This is a genomic window from Brevundimonas sp. UBA7534 (assembly GCF_002479325.1).
Lineage (GTDB): Bacteria > Pseudomonadota > Alphaproteobacteria > Caulobacterales > Caulobacteraceae > Brevundimonas.
Genome location: NZ_DLMO01000180.1, coordinates 1 through 25,711 on the forward strand (window position 1 = coordinate 1; position 25,711 = coordinate 25,711).

General features: G+C 70.1%; 23 protein-coding genes. 11 read left to right on the forward strand and 12 right to left on the reverse strand.

Annotation, left to right across the window (positions count from 1 at the left end; genetic code table 11):
- From B2U11_RS14960 to B2U11_RS14980, 5 genes are all read left to right on the forward strand, one after another.
- The coding region (locus tag B2U11_RS14960; RefSeq protein ID WP_292072917.1) for a DNA gyrase C-terminal beta-propeller domain-containing protein at positions 1-495 on the forward strand (495 nt) is incomplete at its 5' end.
- Between the two features lie 42 nt (positions 496-537).
- The gene (locus B2U11_RS14965; RefSeq protein WP_292072918.1) at positions 538-1,332 is read left to right on the forward strand and encodes an aminotransferase class IV; all 795 of its coding nucleotides are present in this window, start codon (positions 538-540) and stop codon (positions 1,330-1,332) included.
- Positions 1,333-1,416: 84 nt separating this feature from the next.
- Positions 1,417-1,905: a pantetheine-phosphate adenylyltransferase gene (gene coaD, locus B2U11_RS14970; protein WP_292072920.1), complete on the forward strand. Its 489-nt coding sequence runs from the start codon at positions 1,417-1,419 to the stop codon at positions 1,903-1,905.
- Positions 1,902-2,747, forward strand: coding sequence for a peptidylprolyl isomerase (locus B2U11_RS14975; RefSeq protein WP_292072921.1), 846 nt, complete (start codon positions 1,902-1,904; stop codon positions 2,745-2,747). The genes coaD and B2U11_RS14975 overlap by 4 nt, the downstream gene beginning before the upstream one ends.
- 18 nt (positions 2,748-2,765) lie before the next feature.
- Positions 2,766-3,653: a peptidylprolyl isomerase gene (locus B2U11_RS14980; protein ID WP_292072923.1), complete on the forward strand. Its 888-nt coding sequence runs from the start codon at positions 2,766-2,768 to the stop codon at positions 3,651-3,653.
- On the opposite strand, the gene B2U11_RS14985 is transcribed toward B2U11_RS14980, so the two are convergent.
- Positions 3,622-4,728 (reverse strand): Ppx/GppA phosphatase family protein, encoded by a 1,107-nt coding sequence (locus tag B2U11_RS14985; RefSeq protein ID WP_292072925.1) that lies wholly within the window; start codon positions 4,726-4,728, stop codon positions 3,622-3,624. The genes B2U11_RS14980 and B2U11_RS14985 overlap by 32 nt on opposite strands.
- A gap of 146 nt (positions 4,729-4,874) precedes the next feature.
- Between B2U11_RS14985 and hspQ the strand changes: the two genes are divergently transcribed.
- Both hspQ and phhA read left to right on the forward strand, forming a co-directional pair.
- Positions 4,875-5,183 carry a heat shock protein HspQ gene (gene hspQ / locus B2U11_RS14990; protein WP_292072927.1) on the forward strand — a complete coding sequence of 103 codons (309 nt, stop codon included), beginning with the start codon at positions 4,875-4,877 and terminating at the stop codon, positions 5,181-5,183.
- Positions 5,184-5,240: 57 nt separating this feature from the next.
- Positions 5,241-6,116, forward strand: coding sequence for a phenylalanine 4-monooxygenase (phhA, locus tag B2U11_RS14995; protein WP_292072929.1), 876 nt, complete (start codon positions 5,241-5,243; stop codon positions 6,114-6,116).
- Here phhA and B2U11_RS15000 read toward each other — a convergent pair.
- Positions 6,083-7,324 (reverse strand): acyltransferase family protein, encoded by a 1,242-nt coding sequence (locus B2U11_RS15000; RefSeq protein WP_292072930.1) that lies wholly within the window; start codon positions 7,322-7,324, stop codon positions 6,083-6,085. The two genes, phhA and B2U11_RS15000, sit on opposite strands and share 34 nt — an antisense overlap.
- 110 nt (positions 7,325-7,434) lie before the next feature.
- Between B2U11_RS15000 and B2U11_RS15005 the strand changes: the two genes are divergently transcribed.
- Positions 7,435-8,286 carry a LytTR family DNA-binding domain-containing protein gene (locus tag B2U11_RS15005; protein ID WP_292072931.1) on the forward strand — a complete coding sequence of 284 codons (852 nt, stop codon included), beginning with the start codon at positions 7,435-7,437 and terminating at the stop codon, positions 8,284-8,286.
- Between the two features lie 55 nt (positions 8,287-8,341).
- Here the strand turns inward: B2U11_RS15005 and katG are convergent, their stop codons facing one another.
- The 6 genes from katG to arsH form a co-directional block, all read right to left on the reverse strand.
- Positions 8,342-10,570 carry a catalase/peroxidase HPI gene (katG, locus tag B2U11_RS15010; RefSeq protein ID WP_292072933.1) on the reverse strand — a complete coding sequence of 743 codons (2,229 nt, stop codon included), beginning with the start codon at positions 10,568-10,570 and terminating at the stop codon, positions 8,342-8,344.
- A 129-nt stretch (positions 10,571-10,699) separates the two neighbouring features.
- The gene (gene astB / locus B2U11_RS15015) at positions 10,700-12,034 is read right to left on the reverse strand and encodes an N-succinylarginine dihydrolase (RefSeq protein ID WP_292072934.1); all 1,335 of its coding nucleotides are present in this window, start codon (positions 12,032-12,034) and stop codon (positions 10,700-10,702) included.
- Positions 12,031-13,446 (reverse strand): succinylglutamate-semialdehyde dehydrogenase, encoded by a 1,416-nt coding sequence (gene astD / locus B2U11_RS15020; protein ID WP_292072935.1) that lies wholly within the window; start codon positions 13,444-13,446, stop codon positions 12,031-12,033. The genes astB and astD overlap by 4 nt, the downstream gene beginning before the upstream one ends.
- Positions 13,443-14,450: an arginine N-succinyltransferase gene (locus B2U11_RS15025; RefSeq protein ID WP_292072936.1), complete on the reverse strand. Its 1,008-nt coding sequence runs from the start codon at positions 14,448-14,450 to the stop codon at positions 13,443-13,445. The genes astD and B2U11_RS15025 overlap by 4 nt, the downstream gene beginning before the upstream one ends.
- A 2-nt stretch (positions 14,451-14,452) precedes the next feature.
- On the reverse strand, positions 14,453-15,703 hold the full coding sequence (locus B2U11_RS15030) for a hydrolase (RefSeq protein WP_292072937.1): 1,251 nt from the start codon (positions 15,701-15,703) through the stop codon (positions 14,453-14,455).
- Between the two features lie 112 nt (positions 15,704-15,815).
- The gene (arsH, locus tag B2U11_RS15035) at positions 15,816-16,526 is read right to left on the reverse strand and encodes an arsenical resistance protein ArsH (RefSeq protein ID WP_292072938.1); all 711 of its coding nucleotides are present in this window, start codon (positions 16,524-16,526) and stop codon (positions 15,816-15,818) included.
- Positions 16,527-16,546: 20 nt separating this feature from the next.
- On the opposite strand from arsH, the gene B2U11_RS15040 reads away from it, so the two are divergent.
- Genes B2U11_RS15040 through B2U11_RS15050 form a run of 3 tightly spaced genes read left to right on the forward strand, consistent with a single transcriptional unit; the run spans position 16,547 to position 18,368 of the window.
- Complete coding sequence (locus B2U11_RS15040) at positions 16,547-16,900, forward strand: ArsR/SmtB family transcription factor (protein WP_292072939.1); 354 nt, start codon at positions 16,547-16,549, stop codon at positions 16,898-16,900.
- On the forward strand, positions 16,897-17,973 hold the full coding sequence (gene arsB, locus B2U11_RS15045; protein WP_292072940.1) for an ACR3 family arsenite efflux transporter: 1,077 nt from the start codon (positions 16,897-16,899) through the stop codon (positions 17,971-17,973). Before B2U11_RS15040 ends, arsB begins: the two co-directional genes overlap by 4 nt.
- Positions 17,970-18,368, forward strand: a complete 399-nt coding sequence (locus B2U11_RS15050; protein ID WP_292072942.1) for an arsenate reductase family protein — start codon at positions 17,970-17,972, stop codon at positions 18,366-18,368. The genes arsB and B2U11_RS15050 overlap by 4 nt, the downstream gene beginning before the upstream one ends.
- Here the strand turns inward: B2U11_RS15050 and B2U11_RS15055 are convergent.
- The 4 genes from B2U11_RS15055 to B2U11_RS15070 all read right to left on the reverse strand — a co-directional run.
- A complete protein-coding gene (locus B2U11_RS15055; protein ID WP_292072943.1) occupies positions 18,365-22,588 on the reverse strand; it encodes a translocation/assembly module TamB domain-containing protein in 4,224 nt (1,407 codons plus the stop codon). The two genes, B2U11_RS15050 and B2U11_RS15055, sit on opposite strands and share 4 nt — an antisense overlap.
- Positions 22,585-24,411 (reverse strand): autotransporter assembly complex protein TamA, encoded by a 1,827-nt coding sequence (locus B2U11_RS15060; RefSeq protein WP_292072945.1) that lies wholly within the window; start codon positions 24,409-24,411, stop codon positions 22,585-22,587. Before B2U11_RS15060 ends, B2U11_RS15055 begins: the two co-directional genes overlap by 4 nt.
- Before the next feature lie 93 nt (positions 24,412-24,504).
- Positions 24,505-24,771, reverse strand: a complete 267-nt coding sequence (locus B2U11_RS15065; RefSeq protein WP_292072946.1) for a hypothetical protein — start codon at positions 24,769-24,771, stop codon at positions 24,505-24,507.
- A gap of 74 nt (positions 24,772-24,845) precedes the next feature.
- On the reverse strand, positions 24,846-25,711 hold an 866-nt coding region (locus B2U11_RS15070), incomplete at its 5' end, for a CaiB/BaiF CoA transferase family protein (protein ID WP_292072947.1).

Consider the following 25,711-nt stretch of genomic DNA (forward strand, 5'->3'; position numbering starts at 1 on the left):
GTCAAACACGCCAACGCCATGCGCAAGGCGCGCGGAGAGGGCGACGACGACGTGGCGGTCGTCGAGGTCGACGACGAGCCGGAAGCCGCCGGCGACGCTCCGATCTCGCCTGAGCGTATCGCGGCGCTGGACGCCGCCGAGCAGTTCATCCTGACCGTCACCGAAACCGGCTTCGGCAAGCGATCCTCGGCCTATGAGTATCGCCGCACGGGCCGGGGCGGGCAGGGCCTGACGGCCCACGGCCTGGGCGGTCGCGCGGGCACGCGCCTGGCCGCCGCCTTCCCGGTGGAGGAGTCGGACGACCTGTTGCTGGTCACCTCGGGCGGCCAGATGATCCGCACCCGCATGGATCAGGTCCGCATCGTCGGCCGCTCCAGCCAGGGCGTCACCATCTTCCGCACCGCCGACGGCGAAAAGGTCGTCTCGGTCGAACGTCTGCCCGAAAGCGGCGGCGACGATGCGGACGTCGCGGGCGAAGAGGGCGGTGAGGACTGACAGGGTTCAGGTTTTTCGCCGGATGAGCGATATGGAGCGACCGTGGACATCCTGATCGACGGCCGCTCCGCCTCGACCGACGACCTGGCCCATCAGGCGATGGTCAACTATGGCGCCTACACGTCGTTTCGCGTGGAGGGCGGGGGCGTGCGGGGGCTGGACCTGCATCTCGCGCGGCTGGAGGCGTCGGCGGTCGAGCTGTTCGACGAAAGCCCAGGAGAGGCGTCGCTGCGCCGCCTGATGGCGTTGGCGGTGGGCGATCGGACCGACGGCTGGCTGCGCGTCAGCCTGTTCTCGCCGGAGATCGGTCATCGTGCGCCGACCTTCGTGGGACCGCCCCGGATGATGACGGTCTTCGCGCCGCCCCCGCCGCCGCTGGCCGACAGCGTGCGGGTCACGGCCGTCGTGCATGGGCGCGAGGCGCCGCACCTGAAGCACCTCGCGACGTTTGGCCTGATGCGCGCGCGACGGGCGGCCAGGGCGGCCGGCTTCGACGACGCCCTGTTCACCGATGCGGACGGATGGATCTCCGAGGGAACGCTGTGGAACGTCGGCTTTCTGGCGGGCGGCCGGATCGTCTGGCCCCAGGCGCCGATGCTGGCCGGCGTGACCCAGGCGCTGATCGGCCGCGGCCTGGACCAGGTCGGGCTGAGCGCCGAGACCCGACCGGTGCATCTGTCCGAACTGGGGGGCTTCGACGGCGCCTTTCTCTGCAACAGCGCCACGCCCGCCTGTCCGATCACGGCCGTCGACGGCGTGACCTTCGCCGGCGATTCCGATGTCCTGGAGACGATCGCGCGCGCCTGGTCGATGCAGCCGCTGCAACCGCTGGCGTGATGACGATGGCGTCAGCCGGCTAGGCCGCTGATTTCGCACCTGCTAAACGACCGTCACAAGCAGGCGACAGTGGGGGAACACGCCATGCGGATCGGGCTTTATCCGGGCACTTTCGACCCGGTGACCAACGGTCACACCGACATCATCAAGCGGGCGCTCAAGCTGGTCGACCGCGTGGTGATCGGCGTGGCGCAGAACGACGACAAGGGACCGCTGTTCACGACCGACGAACGCGTCGAGATGGTGCGGGCCGAGGTGGCGGGTCTGGGCGGCGACATCGTCGTGCGGCCCTTTTCGACCCTGCTGATGCATTTCGCCGAAGAGGTCGAGGCCAGCGTCATCATCCGGGGTTTGCGTGCGGTGGCGGACTTCGAATACGAGTTCCAGATGACGGCCATGAATCAGCGCCTCAATCAGGACATCGAGACGGTATTCCTGATGGCCGATCCGCGGCACCAGGCCATCGCCTCGCGGCTGGTCAAGGAAATCGCCCGTCTGGACGGAAATATCGACAGCTTCGTCAGCGCCAACGTCGCCGAACAGGTGCGGGCGAAGGTCAAGATCAAGGGATGATCTCGCGTATGGGTTTCAAGCTTCTGGCCGCGACGGCGGTTCTTCTGGCCGGCGCTGTTCCGGCGCTGACGCCGCCGCCGGCGGTCGCCCAGGCCGCGTCGGAATGGCGCACGGTGGCGCCGGAGGACCTGCTGGTCATCGACACCGCCAAGGGGCGTGTGCTGGTTGAGCTGTCGCCGGCAGCCGCCCCGAACCATGTCGAGCGCATCCGCACCCTGGCCGACCGGGGCTTCTACGACGGCCTGAAGTTCCACCGCGTGATCCCCAACTTCATGGCCCAGACCGGCGACCCGCAAGGCACGGGGCAGGGCGGCAGCGACCTGCCGGACCTGAAGGCCGAGTTCACCTTCCGTCGCGGGGCGGATGCGGGCTTTGCGGCCCTGCCCGCCGCCAGCGGGCCCGTCACGGGTCTGATGGGAACCCTGCCGATCCAGACCCAGCCCGACGCCCAGATGATGGTCACGGCGGACTTCAAGGTGGGCGGCGGGGGCCTGTTCTGCACTGGCGTGCTGGGCATGGCGCGCGCGGGTTCGCCCGACAGCGCCAACAGCCAGTTCTTCCTGATGACCGGCGAGCGCGACATCCTGAACGGCCAGTACACCGCCTTCGGTCGCGTCCTGTCCGGCCAGGAGGCGCTGCGCGCGCTGAAGGCCGGATCCGAGGCGGACGACGGCAAGGTGGCCGACCCCGATGTCATGACGCGGGTGCGGATGGCCTCGGCCATGCCTGAGGGCGAGCGCCCGACCGTGCGGGTCCAGACCGCCGCTGCGGCGATCGCCCAGGCCGGAAACACGTCCAATGTCTGCAACATCCAGCCGACCGTGGAGGTCTCGGGCGGCTGATCCGCGCGGAGGGGGAAGATGAAGGCTCTGACCAGGGCGATGACGGCGCTGGCCGCGGTGATCGCCGGCGCGACGCCGACGCTGGCCCAGGAAGCGGCGACGCCTCCTCCGCCGCCGCCCGCGGAATGGCGCGCCGTGGCGCCGGAGAACCTGCTGGTCATCGACACCAGCCGCGGCCGGGTGCTGGTGGAGATGGCGCCGGAGATCGCGCCGGGTCATGTCGAGCGCATCCGCCTTCTGGCCTCGCGCGGTTTCTATGACAATCTGGCCTGGCACCGGGTCATCGACTGGTTCATGGCCCAGACCGGCGACCCGCTGGGCACCGGCGACGGCCAGAGCTGGTACCCCGACCTGAAGGCGGAGTTCACCTTTCGACGGGGGCCCGACATGGCCTTCACACCTGTCTCTGCGCCGGCAGGTTCGTTGAGGGGCTTCGTCGGATCGGTTCCGGTCGAGACCCAGCCTGATGCGCTGATGGCCGGCACGCCCGACCACAAGGTCCACGGCTGGGGCGTCTACTGCCCCGGCGTGGCCGGCATGGCCCGCGACGAAGGCAACGACACGGCCAACAGCCAGTTCTTCCTGATGCGCCAGCCCTATCCGTCGCTGGACAAGCGCTACACCGTCTGGGGCAGGGTGGTTTCCGGCCTGGACGTGGTCCGGGCGCTGAAGGCCAGCGGCACGCCGGACGGCATCGTGCCCGAGCCGGACCGGATGACGCGGGTGCGCGTCGCCTCCGACCTGCCCCAGGCCGAACGCCCCTCTGTCGCCGTCATCAACACCGCCTCGCCGACGTTCCAGACATTGGCGCAGCGCGCGCGTCAGGCCCGAGGCGCGGACTTCTCGATCTGCGACATCGACCTGCCGGTTCAGGTCACGCCGGCGTCGACGGCCCCTGCGCCCTAGAGCGTCCCCGTCGGCGGCGCCGACGCGCGGGCTTTCTGGCCTCGCGCATCATCTGCAGCAGCAGGCCCTCGCGCAGGCCGCGGTCGGCGACGCGCACGCGTTCCGACGGCCAGGCGCGCTGGACCGCCTCCAGGATCGCCGCGCCTGCCAGCACCAGGTCCGCGCGGTCAGGCCCGATGCAGGCCTCTCGCGCACGGCCCGAAGGGCCCAGCGCCTTCAGACGGTCCGCCGCCGCCTCGCAATCGCCGCGGGTCATCCACAGGCCGTCCACCCGATCACGGTTGTAGCGCGGCAGTTTCAGATGGATGCCCGCCAGGCTGGTGATGGCGCCTGAGGTGCCGACCAGATGGCCCCGGTCCTGGGCGAATAGGTCGCGCAGTTCGTCCTGACGGACGCCTCCGGCGGCGATGGCGGCCCCCATGTCGGCGACCATGGCCTCGTACCAGGCCTCGCCCGAGTTCGGCGGTTCGGGGTGGCGCTCGGCCAGGGTGACCACGCCCAGCGGGGCGGACATCCAGGCCACGGTGTCGTAACGCTCGCCGCTCTTTCGCAGCCAGGACATCTCGGTCGACCCGCCGCCGACGTCGATGACCAAGGCGGCCTCGGCGGCCGGGTCGATCAGGTTGACGCAGCCTTCGACCGACAGGCGCGCCTCTTCGGACGGGTCGATGATCCGCAGGCTCAGGCCGGCGCCTTTTCGCACCCGCTCCACGAAGGCCGGTCCGTTCTCTGCGGCGCGGCAGGCCTGGGTCGCGACGGCGCTGAGGCGCGCAGCGGGAACACCCCGGCGCGCCAGCCGCTCGGCGCACAGGGCCAGCGCCTCATAGGCCCGGTCAATGGCGCGCTCGTCCAGGCGTCCTGTTCGCGACAGGCCTTCGCCAAGGCGGACGATCCGGCTGAAACTGTCCACCACCCTGAAGCCGTCGCGCGTCGGACGCGCGATCAGCAGCCGGCAATTGTTGGTCCCCAGATCGAGCGCGCCATAGAGCGGCGCATCCCGACCCGACGCATCCCGTCCCCGGGAAGGCTGGGACCGCTCGTCGCGCCGTCGGGGCGCGCCGCGGGTCTCCGGCATGGGCCGTATCCAATGTGGGCGGTCCGATGCGGCGCCCGTCCCGTGCAACCTAGCGCGCCGGAATCGTCCGCGCCAAGCCATTCTGTCAGGAAGGTGAACGACGCCAAGGGCGTCCGCTTCAGACGGGGGCGCGTAACACAGGGGCCATGTCCGTCATTCACACCGCCCGTTTCAGCATCGGCCAGATCGTCCGGCACCGCGACGACGCCTTTCGCGGCGTGGTGATGGACGTGGATCCGGCCTACGACGGCCCAGCCTCGGACACCGGCGCGATTTCGCCCGACCAACCCTTCTACAGGGTATTCGCCACGGGCGAGGACGGCGGCTTCGTCGCCTACGCCGCCGAGGACGTGCTGGAGGGCGATGACGCCCGCCTGACCGCCGCCGACGAACGGCGCTGGTTCACCATCGACGCCCACGGCCACCACGCGCCGCTGGACATGCGGCTTCACTGACGGTTGGAACCGCCGGACGGTCGGGCCTATATGCGGACAAAAGAGGAAACGTTCTCCATGTCCGATTTCGAGCACGTCTTTCAAAAGCCGCCGGAAGGCGCCGCCGCCGACTGGACCATTCCGCAGAACTGGTCCGCCTATACCGAGGTGGAGCACCAGACCTGGGATACGCTCTACGCCCGCCAGATGAAGATCCTGCCGGGGCGGGCCTGCGACGCCTTCCTGAACGGGCTCAAGGCGCTGGACCTGAACGCCGGCGGCATTCCCGATTTCGAGGTCATCAACCCGAAGCTCCAGGCCCTGACCGGCTGGACGGTGGTGTGCGTGCCGGGCCTGGTGCCCGACGAGGTCTTCTTCGACCACCTGGCCAATCGCCGCTTCGTCTCGGGCCAGTTCATCCGCAAGCCCGATCAGCTGGATTATCTGCAGGAGCCGGACATCTTCCACGATGTCTTCGGCCATGTGCCGATGCTGACCGACCCCGACTTCGCCGCCTACATGGAAGCCTACGGCAAGGGCGGTCAGCGGGCGGCGTCGATGGGGATGCTGCCGAACCTGGCGCGACTGTACTGGTACACGGTCGAGTTCGGCCTGATGAAGGAGGCGGACGCCCTGCGCATCTATGGCGCGGGCATCGTGTCGTCGGCGACCGAGAGCGTCTTCGCCCTGGACGACTCGTCGCCGAACCGCATCGGCTTCGACCTGGAGCGGGTGATGCGGACGCTGTACCGGATCGACGATTTCCAGCAGGTCTATTTCGTCATCGACGGCCTGGAAGACTTGAAGAACGAGACGCTGAAGGACTTCGGTCCCGTCTATGATCGGCTGAAGGGACAGGACGACATCGCCATCGACGCCGTCCTGCCGACCGACACGATCTACACGCGCGGCACCCAGGCCTACGCCGGCAAGGGCGGACGGTTCGCCGCCTGAACCGGCCGGGCGCGCGGCTGGGGCTTGACCCCCAGGAGCAGGCCGAACCATCCGATGCGGCGCGCCACCTCATAGGTCAGGACGCACCCCAGGGCGGTGATCGCGACCAGCAGCGTCGCCTCAACGCCGAGCGGCAGGCCCAGCTTGGCCAGGTGATGGCCCGCCACGACCGTCACCGTCTGGTGGGCGATGTAGAAGGGAAAGACCCCGACCGTCAGATAGCGCAGCACCGGTCCGCCATGGTTCAGCCAGCGTGCGCCGAAGCCCAGGATGGCGACGATGAAGGCCCATTGGTCGGCCGCATACACTAGGCGCATGACCTCGCGCAGGCCGTCGGGCGGGATCGCCGTGTCGCGATAGACCCAGGCATAGGTCGCCCACCCGGCCCAGCTCATGAGGGCGATGGCCAGCGCCGGCCAGCGCAGGCGCATGAAGGTCTGTCGCGCCGGCTCGGATCGCGCGGTCAGGAAACCGAACAGGAAGGCGGCGAAGCTGAGGGCGTGGTTGTACCAGTCGCCGACGATGGCGTGGTTCACCTCGAAGATCGGCGCCAGGGTCCAGCGGATGGCGAAAAGCCAGGCCAGCGGCCAGACGACCAGGCCCCAACCCTGGAAGGCGCGGTCGGCGATGCGTTGCAGGCCCGCGCGGACGCCGGGGACGAGCAACAGCAGCGCCAGCGCCAGGCTGTAGATCAGCAGATAGGCGACGAACCACAGATGGTTGTAGGTCGGCGTGATCAGGCAGCCATCGGCATCGCACCAGTGACCCGAGGCTGTGGCGTAGCGGACCCAGAAGTCCTGCAACACGGGACCGTGCGCGGGATCAGATATGCCCATGGCCTGGGCCGCCTCCAGGATTTCGTAATAGCTCTGGGGCGGCACGATCACGAACATGCCGAACAGCAGGGGCGGAAGCAGGCGCAAGGTGCGCGAGCCCGCAAGCGCCAACCGTCCCTTGCCCTGGACGGCGAAGCTATCGGCCATGAAGCGGGTGGCGCAGCCCGAGACCAGGAACAGCAGCGTCATCCGCCACGGGTTGGTCAGCATCATGATCGGCTCCAACGCCTCGACCGGGCGCGGACTGTTCACGTGATAGTCCCAGGGCACATAGAACATGCCGACGTGATAGAGGATCAGCAGCATGAAGGCGGCGACGCGAATCCAGTCGAGATCGTATCGGCGCGCGGGCGGCGGGGGCGGTGAGGACATGGTCCAACTCCATGACGAATAGGAAGGCGACCACGGATGTCGGGCGGTCCGTCCCGCGGCAATCGGCGGGGGCCGCGCGGTCGGCTGCCGGGGACGATCCGGCGCGGGGGGTGACGAGCGGCGCGTGTGCGGGGACGAACGGCGCAGGCGGCCTGGTCGATCGGCTGCGCGGCGCGGATACGCGCGATCTGGCGACAAGCTGGCTGGCGATCGCGTCGGTGGCGGCGGTCGTGACGACGGTGAACGCGCTTTCCGTGCTGGCCGACGCGCCGGACCTGGAAAGCTGGAAGCCTTGGGTGTGGGAGGGGTCCAGCGCCGTGGTGGTGCTCGTGCTGACGTGGATTCCGTGGCTGACAACCGCCGCGGCGCCGCCGGATCAGGCGCTGGCGGCGGGCTGGCGGCCCAAGGCGTCGTTCATGGCCGTCCATGCCGGGGGTCTGCTGACCTATTCGGCGCTGCACGTGGCGGGTTTCGTGGTGTTGCGGAAAATGGCCTACGACCTGTGGGCGGACGGGCCTTACCAGTTCGGCGACCGCTTCATTTACGAACTGCGCAAGGACCTGCTGGGCTATGCGCTGTTCGTCGGCGTCTTCTGGTTGGTCGGCTATCTGCGTCGGCGCAAGGACGAGCCGGTGCGGCCCGTCAGTTTCGACATCCGCGACGGCGCGCGCCTGATCCGCGTGCCGCTGGCCGACATCTTGGCCGCCAGTTCCGCCGGCAACTATGTCGAGTTCTGGCTGGCGGACGGCCGGCGGCCGTTGATGCGGGCGACACTGGCGGCGGTGGAGGTCGAGCTGGAACGGTTCGGCTTCGTGCGCGCGCACCGCTCCTGGCTGGTCAACGCCGGGCGCGTGACGGGACTGCGGCCGGAAGGGTCGGGCGACTGGACGGTTGAACTGGGCGGGGTCGAAGCGCCGCTGTCCCGCCGCTATCCGCAGGCGTTGGAGCGTCTGCGCGGTTGACGCGAAAAAGGGCGCGGCGGTGATCGCCGCGCCCTTCGTGGTTGGCGTCAGGTCGTCACTTCAGCAGGTCGAAGCGGTCCAGGTTCATCACCTTGGTCCAGGCGCGGGCGAAGTCGCGCACGAACTTCTTCTGGGCGTCGGCCGCCGCATAGGCCTCGGCGATGGCGCGCAGCTGGGAGTTGGAGCCGAAGATCAGGTCGGCGCGCGTGCCGGTCCACTTCAGCTCGCCGGACACGCGGTCGTGGCCTTCGAACACCGTTTCGCTGTCGTCCTTGGCCTTCCAGACCGTGTGCATCTCCAGCAGGTTGACGAAGACGTCGTTGGTCAGGACGCCGGGCCGGTCGGTGAAGACGCCCAGCGTCGTCCGCCCGTGGGTGACGCCCAGCGCGCGCAGGCCGCCGACCAGCACCGTCATCTCCGGCGCCGTCAGGGTCAGCAACTGGGCGCGGTCGACCAGCAGCTCCTCCTGGCTGAGGCGGAAGCGGCGGCCGTGATAGTTGCGGAAGCCGTCGTCCAGCGGCTCCAGCACGGCGAAGCTTTCGACGTCAGTGTCCTCCTGCGCGGCGTCGGTGCGGCCAGGGGTGAACACGACCTCGACCGGATGGCCGGCGTCGATGGCGGCCTTTTCGACCGCCGCCGTGCCGCCGAGCACGATCAGGTCCGCGAGCGACACCTGCTTGCCGCCATTGGCGCGGGCGTTGAAGGCGGACTGCACGCCCTCCAGCGCCTTCAGCACCTTGGCCAGGGTCTCGGGCTCGTTGGCGGCCCAGTCCTTCTGCGGCGACAGGCGGATGCGCGCGCCATTGGCGCCGCCGCGCTTGTCCGAGCCCCGATAGGTGGAGGCCGAGGCCCAGGCGACGCTGACCAGGTCCGCCACCGACAGGCCGGTCGCCAGGATGTCGGCCTTCAGCGCATCGATGTCGCCGGCGTCGATGATCGCGTGCGTGGGTTCCGGGATCGGGTCCTGCCACAACAGAACCTCGGCCGGCGCTTCCTCGCCCAGGTAGCGGCTGGCCGGCCCCATGTCGCGGTGGGTCAGCTTGAACCAGGCACGGGCGAAGGCGTCGGCGAACTCGGCCGGGTTCTGGTGGAAGCGACGCGAGATCTTCTCGTAGATCGGGTCGATCCTCAGGGCCATGTCCGCCGTCGTCATCATCGGCGGATTGCGCCGGGTGGCGTCATGGGCGTCGGGAACCAGGGTCTGGGCCTCGGGCTCCTTGGGCTGCCACTGGTGCGCGCCGGCGGGGCTCTTCACCAGTTCCCATTCGTGGCCGAACAGGGTGTCGAAATAGCTCATGTCCCATTCGGTCGGCGTGGGGGTCCAGGCCCCCTCGATGCCGGAGGTGATGGTGTGGCCGCCCATGCCGGAGCCGTGGGTCGAGTGCCAGCCCAGGCCTTGGGCGGCGATGTCGGCGCCTTCGGGCTCGGCCCCGATCAGGCGCGCGTCGCCGGCGCCGTGGCATTTGCCGAAGGTGTGGCCGCCGGCGACCAGGGCCACCGTCTCCTCGTCGTTCATGGCCATGCGGCCGAAGGTGTCGCGGATGTCGCGACCCGAGGCGGCCGGGTCGGGATCGCCGTCGGGACCTTCAGGGTTGACGTAGATCAGGCCCATCTGGACCGCCGCCAGCGGGTTCTCCAGATCGCGTTCGCCGGAGTAGCGGGTCGAGGCGTGCTTGCTGTCGGCCAGCCAGACGTCCTCCGCGCCCCAGTAGATGTCCTCTTCCGGCTCCCACACGTCCTCGCGGCCGCCGGCGAAGCCGAAGGTCTTGAAGCCCATGGATTCCAGGGCGACGTTGCCGGTCAGGATCATCAGGTCGGCCCAGGAGATGCGGTTGCCGTACTTCTGCTTGATCGGCCACAGCAGGCGGCGCGCCTTGTCCAGGTTGGTGTTGTCCGGCCAGCTGTTCAGCGGGGCGAAGCGCTGGGTGCCCGACGAGGAGCCGCCGCGCCCGTCGGCCGTGCGATAGGTGCCCGCGCTGTGCCAGGCCATGCGGATGAAGAAGGGGCCGTAGTGGCCCCAGTCGGCCGGCCACCACGGCTGGCTGTCGGTCATCAGGGCGGTCAGGTCGGCCTTGATCGCCTTCAGGTCCAGCTTGCGGAATTCGTCGCGGTAATCGAAGTCCGGTCCCATTGGGTTGGCGGGTTCGACGTTCTGGTGCAGCACCTTGACGTTCAAGGCGTTGGGCCACCAGTCGCGGTTGGTGCGGCCGCGCGAAACGCGGGGCTTGGCGCCCGAGCCCGTCACGGGGCAGCCGCCGGCAGGTTTTTCGTCGCTTCCGTCCATCTCGTTTCTCTCCCGAATTTCGGCGCAGGGAAAGACCCGACGCCTGTAGGGAAGAACGGTATCAAAGCGATAGCGATAATCTAAACATTATATTCTTTTGATTACTATAGGCTAAGACTATGGTTGGCGTCATCCGCGCTGGAAGGGATAGAAGCCTCCGCCAAGGCCAAGGATCTGCGTCAGCTCGTCCAGGGCGCCCCGGCTTTCGACCAGCAATTGCGGATCGGCCAGGTCGGCGGGCGCCAGCCGGTCGCGGTACCAGGTCGCGCCCCAGACGCTGAGCGCGCCGTGCAGTTCTTCCGTCAGCCGCATTCCGGGGTTGGTCGCGGCCAGCTCGGCCTCGGTGAGGACGACGCGCAGGCGCAGGCAGGCCGGTCCCCCGCCGTTCCGCATCGACTGGCGCACGTCGACGTATTCCACCCGGCCGATGGGGCCGTTGGAGGCGGCGAGGCCTTCAGCGACCGCATGGCTGCGGGCGTTGTCGCGCGTCTCGGTCGGGCAGATCAGGGTCAGGCGATCATCGCCCGGAACCTGGATCAGCATGGAGTTGAACAGATAGCTGCCGATGGCGTCGGCCAGCGGCAGGTCGGCGGACGAGACCTCGACGAAGATCGGCTCGAAGCCCTCGGCTGCGCGGCGAATGGCGTCCTTGGTCACGCCCGCATCCTCGAACGCCAGGTCGTGGAAGAACAGGGTGTCCAAGGCGCCGACGCAGACCACGTCGTTGTGGAAGGTTCCGCCGGCGATGGCGGCGCGCGACTGCTGGGCCAGGACGGCGCCGGACGCGCCGTGGCGACGGGCGACGGCTTCCGACGCCTCGCGGGTCTGGCGGGCGGGGAAGGGGCCGTCCCACGGCTCGAACGCTTCGCGCCCCCAGACCAGAAGATTGACGCCCGGCGCGCCATGCTCGGCGCACAGGCGGACGTGGTTGGCGGCGCCTTCATCGGCCAGATGGGCGGCGGAGGGCAGGGCGTCGTGGACGGCGAAGCGCGTGGTGTCCGGGAACAGGGCGTCCAGCGCTCGCTTCGTCTGCGCGTGCTCCAGCGAGCGGTGCAGATTGGTCACCAGATTGGCGGGGGTGAAGTGCACCCGGCCGTCGGCGGCGTCGGCGGACGGCGTCACCGTCGCGGCGTTGGCGGCCCACATGGGCGAGGCCGAACAGGCGGCGGCGGCGAAGCTGGGCGCCTCCTTCCAGGCCCGCTCCAGCACCTCTGCGTCCGAACCGGAAAAGCCCAGCGAGCGCAGGAAGAGGACGTTGGGCCGCTCGTGCGGCGGCAGGACGAACTGGGGCAGGCCCAGGTCAGCCAGCGCCTTCATCTTGTCGAGACCTTGCAGCACCGCCGCACGCGGGTTCGACGCCTCGCCCTTGTTTAGGCTGGACGCCAGGTTGCCCGGCGACAGGCCCGCGTAGGAGTGCGTCGGCCCGATCAGGCCGTCGGCGTTGGCTTCGACGGCGGTGGTCATCGCAGCCCCTTGATCTCGCCTTCGATGTTGGCGACGGCGTCGGCCTCGAAGCTCGCCACGGGATAGGCGCAGTAGTCGGCGGCGTAATAGGCGCTGGGGCGGTGGTTGCCGCTGGCGCCCAGGCCGCCGAAGGGCATGTCGCCGGCGGCGCCTGTCGTCGGGCGGTTGAAGTTGACCACGCCGGCGCGGATGCGGCGGATGAAATGGTCCCATTTCTTCGGATCGTCGCTGACCAGACCGGCCGACAGGCCATAGCGCGTGGCGTTGGCCGCCTGGATCGCCGCATCGAAGGTCGGGACGCGGACGACCTGCAGGAACGGGGCGAACATCTCTTCGTCCAGCACATTCAGGCCGGTCACGTCGATGATGGCCGGCCGCACAAAGGCGCCCGGCAGATTGTCGACCGGCCCCGAGGCGCGGATCACCTTCGCTCCCAGGTCGATGCGCTGTTGCAGGGCCTGGAGCGCGGCCTGCGCCGCCTTCTCCGAGATCAGGGGCCCGGCGTAGGGCTCAGGATCGCTGTCCCAGGGGGCGAAGGTCAGCCGATCCGACAGGGCGGCGACAGCCTCGACGACGGCGTCGCCTTGTGCGCCCTCCGGCACGATCAGGCGGCGCGCGCACGAACAGCGCTGGCCGGTGGTGACGAAGGCGGACTGGACGACGATGCCGGCTACGGCCGCGGCGTCGGCCGCGTCCCAGACCACAAGCGGATTGTTGCCGCCCAGCTCCAGCGCCAGGATGACGTGGGGATCGTCGGCGAACTTTGTCCTGAAATAGGCGCCCGCCGCGCCCGAGCCGGTGAACATCAGGGCGTCGATGCCGGCGTCCAGCAGGGCCGCGCCGGTTTCGCGGCCGCCCTGCACCACAGTGATGACCCCCTCGGGCAGGTCGGCCGCCTGGAAGCATTCGGCCATGACCTGGCCGACCAGGGGGGTCTCCTCCGACGGCTTGAAGACCACGGTGTCGCCGGCCAACAGGGCCGGGACGATGTGGCCATTGGGCAGGTGGCCGGGGAAGTTGAACGGGCCGAGCACCGCCGCCACGCCGTGCGGCCGGTGGCGCAGGGTCGCGCGGCCGAAGGCGGTGTCGTTGCTGCGCTCGCCGGTGCGCTCGTCATAGGCGCGGATGGAGATGTCCACCTTGCCGATCATGGCGGCCGCCTCGGTCTTGGTCTCCCACAGCGGCTTGCCGGTCTCGCGGCTGACGGCCTCGGCGATCTGGGGCGCGCGATCTTTCAGCACGGCCTGATAGCGCTTCACCGCGTCGACCCGCGCCTGGCGCGGGCGGTCGGCCCAGTCGGGGAAGGCGGCGCGGGCGGCGTCGACGGCGGCCTGGACCTGGGCCGGGCTGGCGGCCTCGCCCTGCCAGTTCACGGCGCCGGTGGCGGGATCGGTGGATTTGAAGACGGTCATGATTTCACTCGCACGGACTGGCCCGCGCGGACTTTCAGCGCGGCGGCGGTTTCAGCGGTCAGGCGCACGGCGTCGCCCTCGATGTCGCACCGGGCGCGCACGGCGCGGAATCCGGCGACGCTGTCGGTCGAGATCAGGGCGGGCAGTTCGGCCTCGATCTCGGTCGCGATCTCGACGGAAAGGGCCCGGGCGTCGCGCACGGTGCGGATCATGTCGCGCGGGCACGACACGGTCGGGCCGGCGTCGAAGATGTCGACCAGGCCGTTGGGGCGGAATCCCTCGCTCTCCAGCAGGGCCATGGCGGGCACGCCCTGCGGATGCACCTTGCCGATCACGGCGCGGGCGGGCTCGGGCAGCAGTTCGACATAGATCGGGTGGCGCGGGGCCAGGTCCAGGATGAACTGCTTGTCGGTCGAGCCGGTCATCCGGTCGGCGTCGTCGAACTCCATCGGGAAGAACTTGTGCGCCACATGATCCCAGAAGGGACAGGCGCCGTCGGGGGTGAAGACGCCGCGCAGTTCGGCCAGAACGGTGTCGGCGAACAGGTCCGGCTGGGCGCCGATCAGCATGTAGCGCGACTGGCTGAGCAGGCGTCCGGCGCCGCCCTTCCTGCGATCAGCCTTGAGGAACAGGGAGCCGACCTCGGTCCAGCCGGTGCATTCGTTGACCAGCACCAGGGTCTGGTGATCCAGCTTCACGCCCAGCGAGGGCGACTGGACGGTGTTGTTCACGACGCGGAACGAGAAGAAGGGCCGCTTTAGGCCCACCGTCGCCTTGACCGAGCCGACGCCGTCGATGTCGCCGGTCGAGGCGTCCTCCAGCATCAGGGTGTACCAGGCCTCCTGCGGGGCGATCTCGCCGCGGAAGCTGGCCTGGCTCAGATCCAGTCGTTCGGACAGGACGTCGGGATCCTCGGGCAGGCTGGTGAAGCCGGGGCCGGACAGGATGGCCAGCTCCAGCAGGCTGTCGAGGTCGGCGGGGCCGGCGGGGCGGACGACGAGCATTGTCAGGGGGTCTCCATCCGCAGGGATTTCAGCTTGGCCGCGTCGATGTCTCCGGACGCGACCTTGCACAGGATCAGGGCGCTGAGCTGGGCGCGCTCGACGAAGCTGTCGGGCCAGGCGAACTCCTGGTCCGAATGGATGTCGCCGCCCCTGACGCCAAGGGTGTCGATGTTGGGCAGGCCGGCGGCGTGAAGGTTGTTGCCCTCGCACACCCCGCCCGAGGATTTCCAGGCGATGTTCTGGCCCAAGAGGGCGCCGGCCTCGCGCACCGCTTCAAACAGGGCCGTCTGGGCGGCGTCCATCGGCTTGGGCGGACGGGTGAAGCCGCCGTGCAGGTCCAGCGTCAGCCCCTCGAACGGCGGCGCGGCGGCGATGCGGCGGACCTGGGCGTCGATCCAGTCGGCGGCGGCCTTGTCCGGCACCCGGACATTGAAGCGGACGACGGCGTTGTCGGCGACGACGTTCAGCGCGCCGCCACCTGAAATCTTGGCGACATTGACGGTGACGCCCTCATGCCGGCCGTTCAGACCGTGCAATTCGGCGGCGATCATCGCGGCGCCGGCCACCGCATTGCGCCCCTCCTCGAAGGCGCGGCCGGCGTGTGCGGCCTTGCCTGCGACGATCAGGTGGTAGTTGCCGCTGCCCTTGCGCGCCCCCGCCAGGGTTCCGTCGGCCAGGGCCGGTTCGTAGGTCAGGCCCAGGTGGCCGTGCGCGCCCAGTTCGGCCAGCAGCGGCGCGGAGGCGGGAGAGCCGATTTCCTCGTCCGGGCTGAGCAGCACGGTCCAGCCGACGCCGTGACGGTCGGGGTGGGTTTCGAACGCCTCCAGCGCGGCCAGCAGGACGCTGATCCCGCCCTTCATGTCGGCCACGCCCGGCCCGTTCAGGGCGCCGTCGGCGCGGATGGTCACGGTCTGAAAGCCGCTGTCGGCGGGAAAAACGGTGTCGTAGTGGCCGGTCAGCACGACCTGGATCGGCGCCTCGGGCCGGGCGACGATCTTCAGGGCGTCGGCGTGCGCCTCGGTGCGCACCGAGCCGTCGTCGGCGACGGTGGTCGAGCCTTGCGTCGGGATCCGTTCGACCTGGGCGGGCAGGCGCCGTGCCTCGGCCTCCAGCGCGTCGAGCGCCGCGTTCAGCCCGGCGGCGTTGCGGCTGCCGGAGTTGATGTTCGCCCAGTCGATGGTGCGGCCGATGATGGCGCCGCGGCGCGCGGCGACGTGATCGAGCACGGTCTGGTCGGCTGGAGATATCCGCATGCGGCTGGACCCTAGACCGCCGCGCGGCAAAGGTGAAGGCGAGCCAAAATCGACCCCGGCAGCCGCCGCCGCGACCCCTGTCGGGGGTGATCCTTGCCGCCTTCCCGTTTCCTCAGAGCCGAATCTGAACCTCGGGCGCCCGCCGCTCGCTGTAGCGATCAACTAGCGGTCCGGCGATCTCTCGTGTCAGCAGGGTGAAGCGGTAGAGCTCCTCCATCACATCGACCAGGCGGTCGTAGTAGGCTGACGGCTTCATGCGGCCGGCTTCGTCGAACTCGTCATACGCCTTGGCGACCGACGACTGGTTGGGGATGGTCAGCATCCGCATCCACCGGCCCAGCACGCGTAACTGGTTGACGGTGTTGAACGACTGCGACCCGGCGTTGACCTGCATCACCGCCAGCGTCCGTCCCTGCGTCGGACGCACGCCGCCGGACTCCAGCGGCAGCCAATCGATCTGGCTCTTGAATACGCCCGTCATGGCGCCGTGCCGCTCGGGGCTGCACCAGACATGGCCCTCGGACCAAAGGGACAGGGCGCGCAGTTCGGCGACCTTGGGATGGTCGGGCTCGACCCCGTCGGGCTGCGGCAGGCCGCGCGGATCGAAGATGCGCGTCTCGCCGCCCATGCGGCGCAGCAGCCGGTCCGCCTCTTCGATCAACAGTCGGCTGTAGGATCGCTCGCGCAGCGATCCATAGAGCAGGAGAAAGCGCGGCGGATGATCGAAGCGACGCGAAGGCGTCAGCGCGCCCGCCGTGGGCGGAATGAAGCGGGCTTCGTCCAGGGCGGGAAAATCGTCGGTCGGGGATTGTCGCTGATCCATATTTCCAGCATCATGGAAATATGGAATCGATGCAAGCTATAGACGCCTTCTCGGCGCTGGCCTCGCCCGCGCGGTTGGCGATCTTTCGCCTGCTGGTGAAGGCGGGGCCGGAAGGGGTCCGGTCCGGAGATATCGCCGAGGCGATCGCCGCGCCGGCGAACACGACGTCCAGTCATCTGGCGGTCCTGAGCCGCGCGGGCTTGCTGACCTCGCGGCGCGACAGCCGCGCGATCTATTACGCCGCCGACTATGACCGGACGCGCGAGTTGCTGGCCTTCCTGGTCGAGGACTGCTGCGGCGGCCGGGCGGAAATCTGCGCGCCGCTGGCCGAGGTCGTCCAGCGCGCCTGCTGTGTCGAGGCGGGGCGCGCATGAACGTCTTCGAGCGCTGGCTGACGCTCTGGGTGGCGTTGTGCATCGTCGCAGGGGTCGGCCTGGGTTGGGCCGCGCCTCAGGCGTTTCAGGCCGTGGCGGCGCTTGAGGTCGCCAACGTCAACCTGCCGGTCGCGGTGCTGATCTGGCTGATGATCATTCCGATGCTGCTGCGGATCGATTTCGCGGCCCTGGGCGGCGTGGCCCGACATTGGCGGGGGATCGGCGCGACCCTGTTCGTCAACTGGGCGGTGAAGCCCTTTTCGATGGCCCTGCTCGGATGGCTGTTCGTCGGCTGGCTGTTCCGGCCCCTGCTGCCCGAGGCGCAGATCGAAAGCTATGTCGCCGGTCTGATCATCCTGGCGGCGGCGCCCTGCACGGCCATGGTCTTCGTCTGGAGCCGGCTGACGGACGGCGAGCCGCATTTCACCCTCAGCCAGGTGGCGCTGAACGATGCGATCATGGTGGTCGCCTTCGCGCCGATCGTCGGTCTGCTGCTCGGACTGGCCGCGATCACCGTGCCTTGGGGGACGCTGCTTCTGTCGGTGGCGCTGTACATCCTCATCCCCGTGGCGGTCGCCCAGTGTCTGCGCAAGGTGCTGATGGCCAAGAGCGGTGAGGCGGGCCTGGAGCAGGCGCTGGCCCGGCTGGGGCCGGTGTCCATCGTCGCGCTTCTGGCGACCCTGGTGCTGCTGTTCGGATTCCGGGGCGAACAGATCATCGCCCAGCCGCTGGTCATCGCCCTGCTGGCCGTACCCATCCTGATCCAGGTCTATTTGAACGCGGGCCTCGCCTACGGCCTGAACCGGATCAGCGGCGAGGCGCATTGCGTGGCGGGCCCCTCGGCCCTCATCGGGGCGTCCAACTTCTTCGAACTGGCCGTAGCGGCGGCGATCAGCCTGTTCGGCCTCGGGTCGGGCGCGGCGCTGGCGACGGTGGTGGGCGTTCTGATCGAGGTGCCCGTCATGCTGTCGGTCGTGTGGATCGTGAACCGGTCCAAGGGCTGGTACGAGGCCGGCCCGGCCGTGCGGCGCGTCGCCGCCCGTCAATCTTCCGCAGGCAGGAGCCATCCATGACCGTCACCCTCTGGCACAATCCGAAATGCGGCACGTCGCGCAACGTCCTGGAGATGATCCGTCAGAGCGGCGAAGAGCCGGTCGTGGTCGAATATCTGAAGACCGGCTGGGATCGCGCCACGCTGGAGCGGCTGGCGCGGGATTCGGGCCAGGGGCTGAAGGGCCTGCTGCGGGTGAAGGGCACGCCGGCCGAAGCGATGGGGCTGACGGCGCCGGATGTCGATGACGAGGCGCTGATGGCCGCCATGCTGAAGGAGCCGATCCTGGTCAACCGCCCCATCGTGGAGACGCCGAAGGGCGTGCGCCTTTGCCGGCCGTCGGAAACGGTGCTGCCGTTGCTGGACACCCCGCCGGCCGTCTTCACCAAGGAGGACGGCGAGGTCGTGAAGGCCTAGTTCCGGTTCGGGCGGCGGTCGCGGCGGGCGCCCGGTTCGCGGCTTTCGCGGCGCCAGCGGATCGACAGGCTGGTGTCGCCCTGGCCGCCGAACTGGGAGGCCACGGCGATGTTGCGCCGGGGCTGCCATTCCACGCGGACAGCGGCCCCGCCCTCGCCGCCGCCGATGACTTCCAGATAGACGTCGTCGGTGATGTAGCGCCCGCCGGCCACGGTGACGGCCGAGGCCTCGCCGCCGAACGACAGGCGGTCCAGTCCGGCCAGTTCGCGCAGGTTGCCGATCACGTCGAAGCCTCCGCCGCCCGCCAGGGCCGCGACGCCCGCCGCCAGCTGCGCCGCCTCGAAGGCCGACAGCTGCGAGGCCGAACGACCGAACAGCACCTGCGACAAGATCTCGTCCTGCGGCAACTCGGGGGTCGAGGTCAGGGCGATCTTGGGCTCGGCCGCGGTGCCGGTGACGTTGATCGAGGCGGTCAGGGCCGGGTCCTCGCGCACCGCCGACAGATCGAGGCGGATCTGCTTGGGATCGGTGGAAAGGGTAACGCGGCCGTCGTCGTCGAAGACGAAACGCTTGCCCGCGAACTCGTAGTCGCCGCGCACCACATTGGCCGTGCCGGTCAACCGAGGCTGGGCGACCGTGCCCCGCACTCGGGCGTTGACGTCCAGAATGACGTTCAGGCCGCGACCGGTCACGCGCACCTTGCCGCCGGTGGAACGCAGGGCGATGTCCAGGCCGATCTGCGGGCCGCGCGAGGTCTGTTCGGGTTCCTCGGGGTCGCCGCCGGGGCGGTTGATCTCGACCACGTCCATCGAGACGATGCCGGTGGCGCCGGGCACTTCGGGTTCGATCTTGGCCTCGTCGACGTTGATCTGGCCGGTCAGCTGGATGTTGCCGTCCTGGCCGCGCACGATGGTGATCGGGCCGGAGGCGCGGGCCTCGGCGATGTCGTTGTCGATCACGCGGAACCGTCGCAGGTCCAGACGGGCCGTGGAGCCCGAACCCTGGCGCAGGCCCACGCGCCCCTGACCCGAAACCGTGCCGCCCGCGCCGTCATTGGCCGAGAAGGTCTCGATCACGGCGGTGGTGTCGTCGAAGGCGGTCCGCAGGGTCAGGTCGCCCAGCACCAGGCCGACCGCGTTCTCGCGATAGCTGCCCTGCGCCAGGTCGAAGCGGCCGTTGATGCGCGGTGCGTTCAGGGTGCCCGCCAGGGTGGCCTGTCCATCGACCTGACCCGACAGGCTGCGTTCGCCGCCCAGGAACAGGTCCCAGATCGGCTGGATCTGGCCGTTGATGGAGACCTGGCCCGACATCTCCCGCGTACGGGCGATGGCCAGGCGCAGGGGCGCGGCCGAGGTCTCGACCGGCAGGACGACGTTGGCCGAGGCGCGCACGGCGCCTTCGTCCACGGCCTCGGCGCGGATGGTCAGACGGTCGCCGACCAGGGTGGCGTCGACCAGACCATCGACCGACAGGCCGCGCGGGGCGTCGATGCTGCGCAGGCCCTGCAGGGTGACGTTGGCCGAGCCCGACAGGTCGTCGCCCGCGCCGCGCAGCGACAGCCGCCCCGTGGCGCGACCGCGCAGGTCCGGCGAGATGGACGCCAGCTCCACGCTGGTCAGGTCGGCCTGGATCACCGCCGTGCGGGCGTCCTGGCGCAGGTCCGCCATCAGCACACCGCCGCCGACGCCCAGGTCGATGCGGGCGGTGCGGCTGGCCCCGTCCAAGGTGACGGTCGCGGGGTTGCGGGTGGTGAAGGCCACTTCGCGAACGCGCCCGCCGCCGCGCAGTATCAGGGTCTGGGCGTCGCCGCGCCGCGAATAGACGCCCGCGCCGTTGAACTGCACCGGCGTGCCCCCGCCGACGTCCAGCGCCAGGGTGAAGGGCAGGTTGTTCAGCGTCCCGCGCCCGTCCAGGTCCAGGGTGCGGATGATGAAGTCCTGGCCGGCTAGGCGGACGTTGCGGCCGGTCACGTCGATGATGGCGCTGTCCGCGCCGCCGCCGTCGGTCAGACGAATGCGGCCGTTGGCCTGGCCCGAGGCCAGGAAGGCGCCGGTGCGGGCGGTGAAGGTCAGGTCGGCGCTGGAGGGGATGTTGTCCGACAGGGCGATGGCGCCCTGGGCGGTGACGCCCCCGGCGTTGATGTCCAGATCCGACAGGCGGATGCGGTCGCCGCCCAGGAAGAAGTTCCCCTGCGCCCGCGCCGGGCCGTAGTTCGAGCCGCTGGTGACGGTGATGCGCCCGTCCGAGGCGTCGGCGCCCTTGCGGAAACTGAGGATCAGGTCCGCGTCGTTCAGGATCAGGCCTCCGGCGGCGATCCGCTGGAAGCCGGCGGTCAGGTCCACACGCGGCTCGGCCAGGGTGCCGGTCAGGGCGCCGCGCCCGTTCATGTCGCCGTCGATCTCGGCTGGGCCGGCCGTGAACGGGCCTCGCGCGTTCCAGTCCAGGGCCAGTCGCAGACGCCCGGCCGTCTCGATCAGGCCCTTGGCCCCGGCGCGGCCGTTGGCGCCGGTCAGTTCGCCCTTGTCGACCTCGATCCGGCCCTGGTTGAACTTGCCGGCCAGCTGCAGGCGCGGGGTGCGGCCCAGCAATCGGTCCAGCTCGGACATGCCCACCGTCAGGTCGCGGCCGCGGCCGTCGAAGCTGAGCACCCAGGGGGCGCCGGTGCGAGCCGAGGCGGCGCGGATCGGGCCGCCGAAGGACCCCTTGGCGTCCGGCAGGATGCGCGAGGCGTCGGTGATCCGGGCGTCGCCGCGGAAGCTGAGCCCGCCCAGCAGATTGCGCGAGCCCGAGCCGGTCAGGGTCAGCCCCTGGCCCTGCGCGTCGATCTTTTCCAGCAGGATGGCGCCGTCCTTCATCCGCGCGGCCTCCATCTGGATGCGCGGGGTCGCCCCCAGCAGGCCGCCGATGACGCCCTCGCCGGAGCCGCCGCTGGCGCGGACGTCGGCGTCCACGTCCATGCGGCCGTCGCGGACCTGGATGTTGAGCGGGCCGACGATGCGCGTGGCGCGATAGCTGGCGAGGTTGGCGTTCAGCAGGCTGGCCTGGCCCTGAAGCGTCCAGGTCTGGGCGTCGCCCTTGAACACGCCAGAATAGGCCGTCGGACCCGCCACGTCGGAGCCGACCAGGCGGCTGAGCGACGGGGTCTCGATCTCCAGGCGCACGCCCTGCGGCGAGCTGCGGTCGGACAGGCGGATCAGGCCCTGCGCCTGCGACGTGACGTTGTCGGAGACCAGCTTCCACCCCACGCCCTGGAAGCCGTCGTCGTCGGCGTCGGGCACGGTGGCGAAGCCGAACCGCGCGGTGCGGCCCACCCGCTCGACGAACGGCGCCAGCAGGTCCGAACCGCTAAAGTCGAAATAGCCCGAGACGCGCGAGCCCTTCTTGCCGAACCGGCCGTCGACGGTCAGGGGCGTGAACTGGCCGGTGCGGACCACCGCGTGGACGACGTCGGCGTTCAGCACCGCGACGGCGGTGAAGGGCTGGTCGGGCGAATAGCCCAGGGCGCCCGCCAGGGGGCCGCCCTGCGCCTCGTTGGCGCGCAGGTTCAGCCGGGTGTCCTCCAGCTTGCCGCCGAATGTCGCCGCCAGACGCAGGAAGTCGCCGGGACGGTTCAGGCTGTCGGCGTTGACGCTGGCCGACTTGGCGCCGCGGCGTGGAATGTCGGCGTCGCCCGACAGCGTCCAGCGGCCGTACTCCTTGGAAAAACCTTCCATCAGTTCGACGTTGGCCGAGAAGCGGTCGATGTCGATGGAGATGGCCTGAGGGCTGGGCGGCTCGCCGCTGGGCGGATCGAGCACGGGCTGGCGGATCAGGCGGATGACGTCGGCGCTGATGTCGGTGGCGTGGAAGCGGCGGGTCAGCAGGGGCCAGTAGGACCAGTCGACACGGACGTTGCGCGCCTCCAGCCAGACGCCGTCGCGGTCGGTCACGGTGACGCGCGACAGGGTGAAGTCATCGAACAGGTCGCCCTTCAGGCCTTCGACGTTGATGCGGCCGTACCGGCTGATCTTCTGGCCCTGGACGAAGCCGGTGACCAGTTCGCGCCCGGCGTCCGAGACGATGTAGAGTCGTCCGCCGAACAGCGCGGCGGCCATCAACACCACCAGGCCGCCCAGCACGCATCCCAGCGCCAGCATGGCCAGTTGCAAGCGCGTGCGGCGCTTCTTCGCCTGTTTCGGCGTCTCGACGACTTCGGGCGCGGGCGGGGGAGTGTCGGTCAAAACGCCTGGCCGATGCTGATGTAGACTTGGAAGTCCGGGTCGCTCTCACGCTTGTTCAGCGGCAGGGCGACGTCGGCGCGGATGGGGCCGAAGGGCAGCTTGTAACGCACCCCAAGGCCGGCGGCGTAGCGCATGTTGCTGAGGTTCGGCGTCTCCTGGAAGCCGACCGCGCCGCCGTCGACGAAGGCCACGCCCTGGAACTCTCCGAACAGCTTGCGCCGGACCTCCAGAGAGGTCTCGAACAGGCTGAGGCCGCCGCGCGGCGTGTTGTCGGGCAGACGCGGGCCGACGCCCTGGTATTCGTAGCCGCGCACGGACCCGCCGCCGCCTGCGTAGAACAGGCGATCGGAGGGAACGGTCAGCTCCTCGCCGCCGATGATGCTGCCGATCTTGACCCGGCCGGCCAGGACGGTGCGGGCGTCGTCCTGGATGGGCAGGTAGGCGGTCGCCTGGCCCTCGCTGCGCAGGAACAGCACGGTGTCCTCGCCCGCGACCGCCGTGGGCTGGACCGAGGCGGTCAGGCGGAAGCCGGAGGTCGGGTCCAGCGGATCGTTGGAGCGGTCCATGTAGAAGCCGCCCCGCCCCGTGACGATGGCCAGGTCGCGGTTCAGCGTCAGCGGCGTCTGGGTCACGGGGTCGTAGCGGCGCTCGTCGTAATGGCCGACGTCCAGGCCCAGGCCGTAGCTGTACCAGGAGGACTTGCCCACGCGCTGGCGAACGTCGGCGTAGAGGACGCCGGCGAAGCGCTGGTAGGCGTCGGTGTTCTCGTTGACCAGGGCGGCGCCTAGGGTCAGCGTCTGCGCCGGCCGTCGCCAGTGCGGCAGCTTCAGATCCACGCCCAGGCGGCTGTCGATATCGGCCAGCCGCGCCTGAAAGGCCAGGGTGTCGGCGCGGCCGTAACGGTTGTAGAAGGTCCACAGTCCCTCGACGGCCGAACCGCCCGTCTGCGAAGCGGCGCGACCCGCCGTGACCGTGGCCTGGGCCGTGGACAGGGTGACGCCTGCCTCCTGCACCCAGCGGGGCCGGTCGGTCAGGGCGACCAAGATCGGGCGCAGGCCGTCGGAGTCGGTTTGGTCAAGCGGCGACAGGGCCACGGTCACGCCGTCATAGACGCCGGTGTCCAGAAGTCGGCGCTCCAGCTCGGCCACCTGTTCCGGATCGTAGCGGTCGCCGCGCGTCCAGGGCGCAAGGGCCGAGACCCAGTCGGCGTTGGTCCGCCCCCCGGTACGCAGTCGCACGCCGTCCAGCCGCACCAGCTTGCCGGAGTTGATCCGATATTCCGGCGCCACGGTGAAGGTCGCATGATCGACCACCACGCGGCGGGGTTCGGCCTTGGCGTCGGCGTAGCCGTCGCGGCTCAGTCGCGCCACGAGCCGGCCTTCGCCGGCGATCACGTCGACCGCGCGGCCGGGATCGCCGGCCTTCAGGTCGATGGCGGCCTTGGCGGCGGCGGCGGACTCGGCGTCCGGCGCCGGGTCGATCCAGGCGATGGTCGGGTCGGTCAGCAGGAAGCGGCGGCCGGGATCGACCGAGACGATGGCGACAGGACTGTCGTCGCCTTCCACGACGTCTTCCAGCACCGACTGGTAGTAGCCTTCGGAGCGCAGCAGGGCTTCGGCCGATTCCGTGGCCGACCGGGCGTTCCGGCGCGCCTCGAAACGGCTCTCGGGCGCATTGTCGACCTCGCCGACGGCGCGCTCCAGCATGGCGCGGAGGTCGGAATCGACATCGCCGCGAATCTGGGCGCGCGGCGCGGCGGAGGCGTCCGAGGCGGCCGCCGCTGCGGCAAGGGCGGCGGCGATGAGGGCGGGCCTGAAGCTCAAGCGAGAACCTTGGTCAAAGCGGAGACGACCAGGGCGGGGCCCGGCCGCGAACGCGGGGGGCGGCGCGTGTTCCCGCGACCGCCCGGAAACGGATCAGTAGAAGAGCGTTTCGCTCTCGGGCTGGACGGTCTGCTCCGACGAGCGTTCCTCCGGCGGCAGGGTGTCGACGGGCGGCGCGGTGGGGGCCGGGTCCGCGACATCGGGAGCGACCACGGGCGCGGTGGAGTCCTCGGCCGAGGGGGCGACCTCGACGGGCGGCGCGGCCTGGGCCTGGTCAGCGGAGTCCTGGCGATAGTCGTCGCAGCCCGCCAACGACAGCGCGCCGAGCGCGACGGCGAGAACGAGAGTTGAGCGTATCATCAGAAATTCCCCGGCTTTCCGCCTTGCAACGCCTGGGCGGCGTCGCCGTTCCATAGCGTCGAACCGCGTCCAGGTCATCCTGGGACGGACCAGGCGGACACGGCCTGGGGCAGCGAAAGCTCCCCGCCAACGGGTCTGGCGGTCGGCGGGACGCCGTCGAACCGGGGCGCAGAGGCGGGCAGGCCGGTCTGGAACGTCGCTCGCGCCCGGTTGTGCGGATGATCCGGCGCCTCGGCCAGGGTCAGCACGGGGGTGACGCAGGCCTCGGTCCCGGCGAAACGGGCGGCCCAGTCGTCCCGGTCTCGGGTCAGGAAGGCGGCCTCGAACCGCGCGGCCAGGGCGGGCCAGGCGGAGAGGTCGTGCTGGGGCGCTTGGGCCGGGTCGATCCCGAGCCCGTCCAGCAGGGCGGCGTAGAAGCGGGGCTCCAGCGCGCCGACGGCCACGAAGCCGCCGTCGCGGCAGGCGTAGCAGCGGTAGAAGGGCGCGCCGCCGTCCAGCAGGTTGGCGCCGCGCCGGTCGCTCCACAGGCCCTGCGCGCGCAGGGCGTGGAACAGGCCGCCCAGCAAAGCAGAGCCGTCGGTCATGGCGGCGTCGACCACGCGGCCCCGGCCCGTGGCGCGCGCCTCGACCAGGGCGGCGAGCACGCCGACGACCAGCAGCATGGCGCCGCCGCCATAGTCGCCGACCAGGTTCAGGGGCGGGGGCGGCGGCCGGTCGCCCGGCCCCATCGCGTGCAGCACGCCGCTGAGGCCGATGTAGTTCAGGTCGTGGCCGACCTGATCCGCCAGCGGCCCGTCCTGGCCCCAGCCGGTGACGCGGCCGAAGACCAGGCGCTGATTGGCGGCCTGAAGCGCCTCGGGGCCGTAGCCCAGCCGCTCCATGACGCCGGGACGGAATCCCTCGATCACCGCATCGGCCGAGGCGGCCAGGGCCAGGACGC

What these genes read in the sequence shown, in the direction of transcription:
- katG (WP_292072933.1), bottom strand. Translation starts at nt 10,570, where the DNA reads ATGGACGGAAGCGACGAAAAACCTGCCGGCGGCTGCCCCGTGACGGGC.
- B2U11_RS15030 (WP_292072937.1), bottom strand. Translation starts at nt 15,703, where the DNA reads ATGCGGATATCTCCAGCCGACCAGACCGTGCTCGATCACGTCGCCGCG.
- B2U11_RS15000 (WP_292072930.1), bottom strand. Translation starts at nt 7,324, where the DNA reads ATGTCCTCACCGCCCCCGCCGCCCGCGCGCCGATACGATCTCGACTGG.
- phhA (WP_292072929.1), top strand. Translation starts at nt 5,241, where the DNA reads ATGTCCGATTTCGAGCACGTCTTTCAAAAGCCGCCGGAAGGCGCCGCC.
- hspQ (WP_292072927.1), top strand. Translation starts at nt 4,875, where the DNA reads ATGTCCGTCATTCACACCGCCCGTTTCAGCATCGGCCAGATCGTCCGG.
- astB (WP_292072934.1), bottom strand. Translation starts at nt 12,034, where the DNA reads ATGACCACCGCCGTCGAAGCCAACGCCGACGGCCTGATCGGGCCGACG.
- astD (WP_292072935.1), bottom strand. Translation starts at nt 13,446, where the DNA reads ATGACCGTCTTCAAATCCACCGATCCCGCCACCGGCGCCGTGAACTGG.
- coaD (WP_292072920.1), top strand. Translation starts at nt 1,417, where the DNA reads ATGCGGATCGGGCTTTATCCGGGCACTTTCGACCCGGTGACCAACGGT.
- B2U11_RS14975 (WP_292072921.1), top strand. Translation starts at nt 1,902, where the DNA reads ATGATCTCGCGTATGGGTTTCAAGCTTCTGGCCGCGACGGCGGTTCTT.
- B2U11_RS14980 (WP_292072923.1), top strand. Translation starts at nt 2,766, where the DNA reads ATGAAGGCTCTGACCAGGGCGATGACGGCGCTGGCCGCGGTGATCGCC.
- arsB (WP_292072940.1), top strand. Translation starts at nt 16,897, where the DNA reads ATGAACGTCTTCGAGCGCTGGCTGACGCTCTGGGTGGCGTTGTGCATC.
- B2U11_RS14985 (WP_292072925.1), bottom strand. Translation starts at nt 4,728, where the DNA reads ATGCCGGAGACCCGCGGCGCGCCCCGACGGCGCGACGAGCGGTCCCAG.
- B2U11_RS15040 (WP_292072939.1), top strand. Translation starts at nt 16,547, where the DNA reads ATGGAATCGATGCAAGCTATAGACGCCTTCTCGGCGCTGGCCTCGCCC.
- arsH (WP_292072938.1), bottom strand. Translation starts at nt 16,526, where the DNA reads ATGGATCAGCGACAATCCCCGACCGACGATTTTCCCGCCCTGGACGAA.
- B2U11_RS15065 (WP_292072946.1), bottom strand. Translation starts at nt 24,771, where the DNA reads ATGATACGCTCAACTCTCGTTCTCGCCGTCGCGCTCGGCGCGCTGTCG.
- B2U11_RS15050 (WP_292072942.1), top strand. Translation starts at nt 17,970, where the DNA reads ATGACCGTCACCCTCTGGCACAATCCGAAATGCGGCACGTCGCGCAAC.
- B2U11_RS15025 (WP_292072936.1), bottom strand. Translation starts at nt 14,450, where the DNA reads ATGCTCGTCGTCCGCCCCGCCGGCCCCGCCGACCTCGACAGCCTGCTG.